The 4,527-nt window shown below is 71.0% G+C and carries 3 protein-coding genes; all 3 read right to left on the reverse strand.

Annotated features, from left to right (window positions below; genetic code table 11):
- Positions 1-78: 78 nt before the first annotated feature.
- Positions 79-1,524, reverse strand: coding sequence for a pyruvate kinase (pyk, locus tag VFN12_RS04780; protein ID WP_325117459.1), 1,446 nt, complete (start codon positions 1,522-1,524; stop codon positions 79-81).
- A gap of 80 nt (positions 1,525-1,604) precedes the next feature.
- Positions 1,605-3,086 carry a glutamate synthase subunit beta gene (locus VFN12_RS04785; RefSeq protein WP_325117460.1) on the reverse strand — a complete coding sequence of 494 codons (1,482 nt, stop codon included), beginning with the start codon at positions 3,084-3,086 and terminating at the stop codon, positions 1,605-1,607.
- Positions 3,079-4,527, reverse strand: a 1,449-nt coding sequence (locus tag VFN12_RS04790; RefSeq protein WP_325117461.1) for a glutamate synthase-related protein, incomplete at its 5' end; no start/stop codon positions are given. The genes VFN12_RS04785 and VFN12_RS04790, both read right to left, overlap by 8 nt.

Here is a 4,527-nt window from a genome sequence, read left to right on the forward strand (position 1 = left end):
TGAGACATCAGTCCGGGATGTCTTGAGAGATGTGTCCGGGATGTCCTGAACCAGAACACCACCCGGGGCACTCGGAGCTCAGCTGCGCCGGTAGGCCGGCGCCACCTCGTTGATCGCGTCGCCCATCCGGTGGATGCGCAGGGCGTTGGTCGAACCGGGGATGCCGGGCGGACTGCCGGCGATGATGACGACCAGGTCGCCCTCCTGGACCCTGCCGATCTCCAGGAGCGCCTCGTCCACCTGCCGCACCATCTCGTCGGTGTGCTCGACGGGGGCGGTCTTGAAGGTCTCGACGCCCCACGTCATCGACAGCTGGGAGCGCACCTTCGCCTCGGGGGTGAAGGCGAGGATCGGCACCTTCCCGCGGTAGCGGGCAAGGCGACGGGCGGAGTCGCCCGACTGGGTGAACGCGACGAGGTACTTCGCCTCGACCCGCTCGGCGACCTCGAGCGCGGCCTTGGTGATCACCCCGCCGCGGGTACGCGGAGACCAGTCGAGCGAGGTCATGTGCGGCAGACCGTGCCGTTCGGTGGCGCCGACGATGCTCTCCATGGTGGCGACGGTCTCGATGGGGTACTCCCCCACGCTCGTCTCACCGGACAGCATCACGGCATCGGCCCCGTCCAGGACGGCGTTCGCCACGTCGGAGGCCTCGGCGCGGGTGGGCGCCGGGCTGGTGATCATCGACTCGAGCATCTGGGTGGCGACGATGACCGGCTTCGCGTTGAGCCGGGCCGTGTTGATGACGTCCTTCTGGATGAAGGGCACCTCCTCCAGCGGGCACTCGACGCCGAGGTCCCCGCGCGCCACCATGAACGCGTCGAAGGCGCGGACGATGTCGTCGAGGTTGTCGATCGCCTGCGGCTTCTCGATCTTGGCGATCACCGGGACGAGCACACCTTCCTCGCGCATCACCTGGCGGACCGGCTCGACGTCCTCGGCGGAGCGCACGAACGACAGCGCCACGAAGTCGACGGAGAGATGGAGCGCGAACCTCAGGTCCTCGACGTCCTTCTCCGAGAGGGCCGGCACGCTGACCGGCACCCCCGGCAGGTTGAGGCCCTTGTGGTCACTGACCGGCCCCCCGGTCCGCACCTCGGTCAGCACGTCCTGGCCGTCGACCTCCACGACCTCCAGCCGCACCTTGCCGTCGTCGACGAGGATCGGGTCGCCGGGCTTCACGTCCCCCGGCAGGCCGTCGTACGTCGTCCCGCAGACCGTCTGGTCGCCGGCCACGTCACGCGTGGTGATGGTGAACCGGTCGCCGGTGCTCAGGGTCACCGGCCCGTCGGCGAACGTGTCGAGGCGGATCTTCGGGCCCTGGAGGTCGGCGAAGATGCCGACACCGTGGCCGGTCTCGTCCGCAGCCTCCCGCACCAGCCGGTAGGAGCGTTCGTGGTCGGCGTGGGTCCCGTGGCTCATGTTGAGGCGGGCGACGTCCATGCCCGCCTCCACCAGCTCCTGGATCCGCTCGCGGCTGGAGGTGGCGGGGCCGAGGGTGCAGACGATCTTGGCTCTGTGCACGTCCCGAGCCTAGCGGCCCTTAGATCGTTCCAAAACGCTGACCCGCCCGAAACTTTCGGGCGGGTCAGCGGTGGTCGGCGTCAGACGACGAGGGGTCGGGCGGTCGGCGGGATCGGGAACGGGAGGTTCGTGGTGCCGGTGAGGTGCCGGTCCACGGCGGCGGCCGCCGCCCGGCCCTCCGCGATCGCCCAGACGATCAACGACTGGCCGCGGCCGGCGTCGCCGGCGACGAACACGCCGTCGACGGAGGTCGTGTAGCTGTCGTCGCGGGCGATGTTGCCCCGGTCGTCGAGGTCGACCCCGAGCTGCTCGACCAGGCCGCCCTGCTCCGGGCCGGTGAAGCCCATGGCGAAGAGCACCAGCTCGGCCGGGATCTCGCGCTCGCTCCCCTCGATCTCGGAGAACGCGCCGTCCTCGAAGGCGACGTCCACCAGCCGCAGGGCCCGGACCCGGCCGGAATCGTCGCCGAGGAACTCCTGCGTGGAGACCGCGTAGACGCGCTCCCCCGCCTCCTCGTGGGCAGCGGAGACCCGGAAGATCATCGGGTAGGTGGGCCAGGGCTGGCCGTCGGGCCGGGACTCGGGAGGCTCGGGCATGATCTCGAGCTGGGTGATCGACGCGGCGCCCTGGCGGGTGGCGGTGCCGAGGCAGTCGGCGCCGGTGTCGCCGCCGCCGATGATGACGACGTGCTTGCCCTCGGCCGTGATCTGGTCGCCCTCCCCCGACGGGACGGGGTCCTCGCCGAGCGAGGCGCGGTTCGACTGCGGGAGGTACTCCATGGCCTGGTGGAGCCCGTCGAGCTCCCGGCCGGGAACCTGCAGGTCGCGGGCCGCGGTCGCCCCCATCGCGAGTACGACGGCGTCGTACCGCTCGGTGAGCTGGGCGCCGGTCAGCTCGGCACCGACCTCGACGCCGGCCCGGAAGACGGTGCCCTCCCTGCGCATTTGGTCCAGGCGACGGTCGAGGTGCTTCTTCTCCATCTTGAACTCGGGGATGCCGTAGCGCAGCAGGCCGCCGATCTTGTCGTCGCGCTCGTAGACCGCGACCGTGTGGCCGGCACGCGTGAGCTGCTGGGCGGCGGCCAGGCCGGCCGGTCCCGAGCCGACCACGGCCACGGTGCGGCCGGAGAGCCATTCGGGGGGCTGGGGCCGGACGTAGCCGGACTCCCAGGCGCGGTCGATGATCGAGACCTCGACGTTCTTGATCGTGACCGGCTGCTGGTTGATGCCCAGCACGCAGGCGGGCTCGCACGGCGCCGGGCAGAGCCGGCCGGTGAACTCCGGGAAGTTGTTGGTGGCGTGGAGGCGCTCGATCGCGCCCTCCCAGTCGTCACGCCAGACCAGGTCGTTCCACTCCGGGATCAGGTTGCCCAGCGGGCAGCCCTGGTGGCAGAACGGGATGCCGCAGTCCATGCAGCGTCCGGCCTGCTCGGTGATGATCGGCAGCAGCGCACGGCCCGCGCTGCCCGGGTAGACCTCGTTCCAGTCCTTGACCCGCTCCTCGACCGGCCGGCGCTCGGCGACCTCCCGGTCGTGCTTGAGGAAACCCTTGGGGTCAGCCATGCAGCACCTCCATGATCCGGTGGGCGGCCTCTTCCTCGTCGAGGCCCTCCTCGATCGCCTCCTCGCGGGCTTCGAGCACCCGCTTGAAGTCGCTGGGCATCACCTCGGTGAAGCGGGCCAGCGAGCCCTCCCAGTCGGCGAGCAACCCCTCCGCGACGGTCGAGCCGGTCTCCTCGTGGTGCCGGGTGACGAGGTCCTTGAGCTCCTCGGCCGCCTCGCCCTCGACCGGGTTGAGGTCGACCAGCTCGGGGTTGACCCGCCGCTCGTCGAGGTCGAGCACGAAGGCGTAGCCGCCGGACATGCCGGCGGCGAAGTTGCGCCCGGTCTGGCCGAGGATCGCCACCTTGCCGCCGGTCATGTACTCGCAGCCGTGGTCCCCCACGCCCTCCACGACCGCGGACACGCCGGAGTTGCGGACGCAGAACCGCTCGCCCACGACCCCGCGCAGGAAGATCTCGCCGCTCGTGGCGCCGTACCCGATGACGTTGCCGGCGATGATCTGCTCCTCCGCGGCGAAGGTCGCCGACCGGTCGGGCCGGACGACGATCCGGCCGCCGGAGAGCCCCTTGCCGACGTAGTCGTTGGCGTCGCCCTCCAGGCGGAGGGTGATCCCCCTGGGCACGAAGGCGCCGAAGGACTGGCCGGCCGAGCCGGTGAAGGTGAGGTCGATGGTGCCGTCGGGCAGGCCCTCTCCGCGGTAGCGCTTGGTGACCTCGTGGCCGAGGATCGTGCCGACGGTCCGGTTGACGTTGCGGATGTCGACCTGGGCTCGTACCGGCTCCCCCTTCTCGAGGGCAGGAGCGGCGAGCTTCACCAGCTCGTTGTCGAGAGCCTTCTCGAGACCGTGGTCCTGGCTGGTGGTCTGGTGCAGGGCCGCGCCGTCGGGCAGGTCGGGAAGGTGCAGGATCGGCGAGAGGTCGAGCCCGGCCGCCTTCCAGTGGTCGACCGCCTGGCCCACGTCGAGCGCGTCGACCCGGCCGACGGCCTCGTCGAGGCTGCGGAAGCCGAGCTCCGCGAGCAGCTCGCGCACCTCCTGCGCGACGTACTCGAAGAACGTGACCACGTGGTCGGCCTGGCCGCTGTAGCGCTGCCGGAGCACGGGGTTCTGGGTCGCGACGCCGACCGGGCAGGTGTCGAGGTGGCAGACCCGCATCATGATGCAGCCCGACACCACCAGCGGCGCGGTCGAGAAGCCGAACTCCTCGGCGCCGAGCAGGGCCGCGACGACGACGTCGCGGCCGGTCTTGAGCTGGCCGTCGGTCTGCACCACGATCCGGTCGCGCAAGCCGTTGAGGAGCAACGTCTGCTGGGTCTCGGCGAGCCCGAGCTCCCACGGCCCGCCGGCATGCTTCAACGAGGTCAGCGGTGCCGCACCGGTCCCGCCGTCGTGGCCGGAGATGAGGACGACGTCGGCGTGCGCCTTCGACACCCCGGCGGCGAC

The organism is Nocardioides sp. (genome assembly GCF_035703625.1).
Taxonomy (GTDB): Bacteria; Actinomycetota; Actinomycetes; order Propionibacteriales; family Nocardioidaceae; genus Nocardioides.

Bases quoted from the DNA above. Each gene is read 5' to 3' on its own strand.
- VFN12_RS04785 (WP_325117460.1), bottom strand. From the start codon at position 3,086: ATGGCTGACCCCAAGGGTTTCCTCAAGCACGACCGGGAGGTCGCCGAG.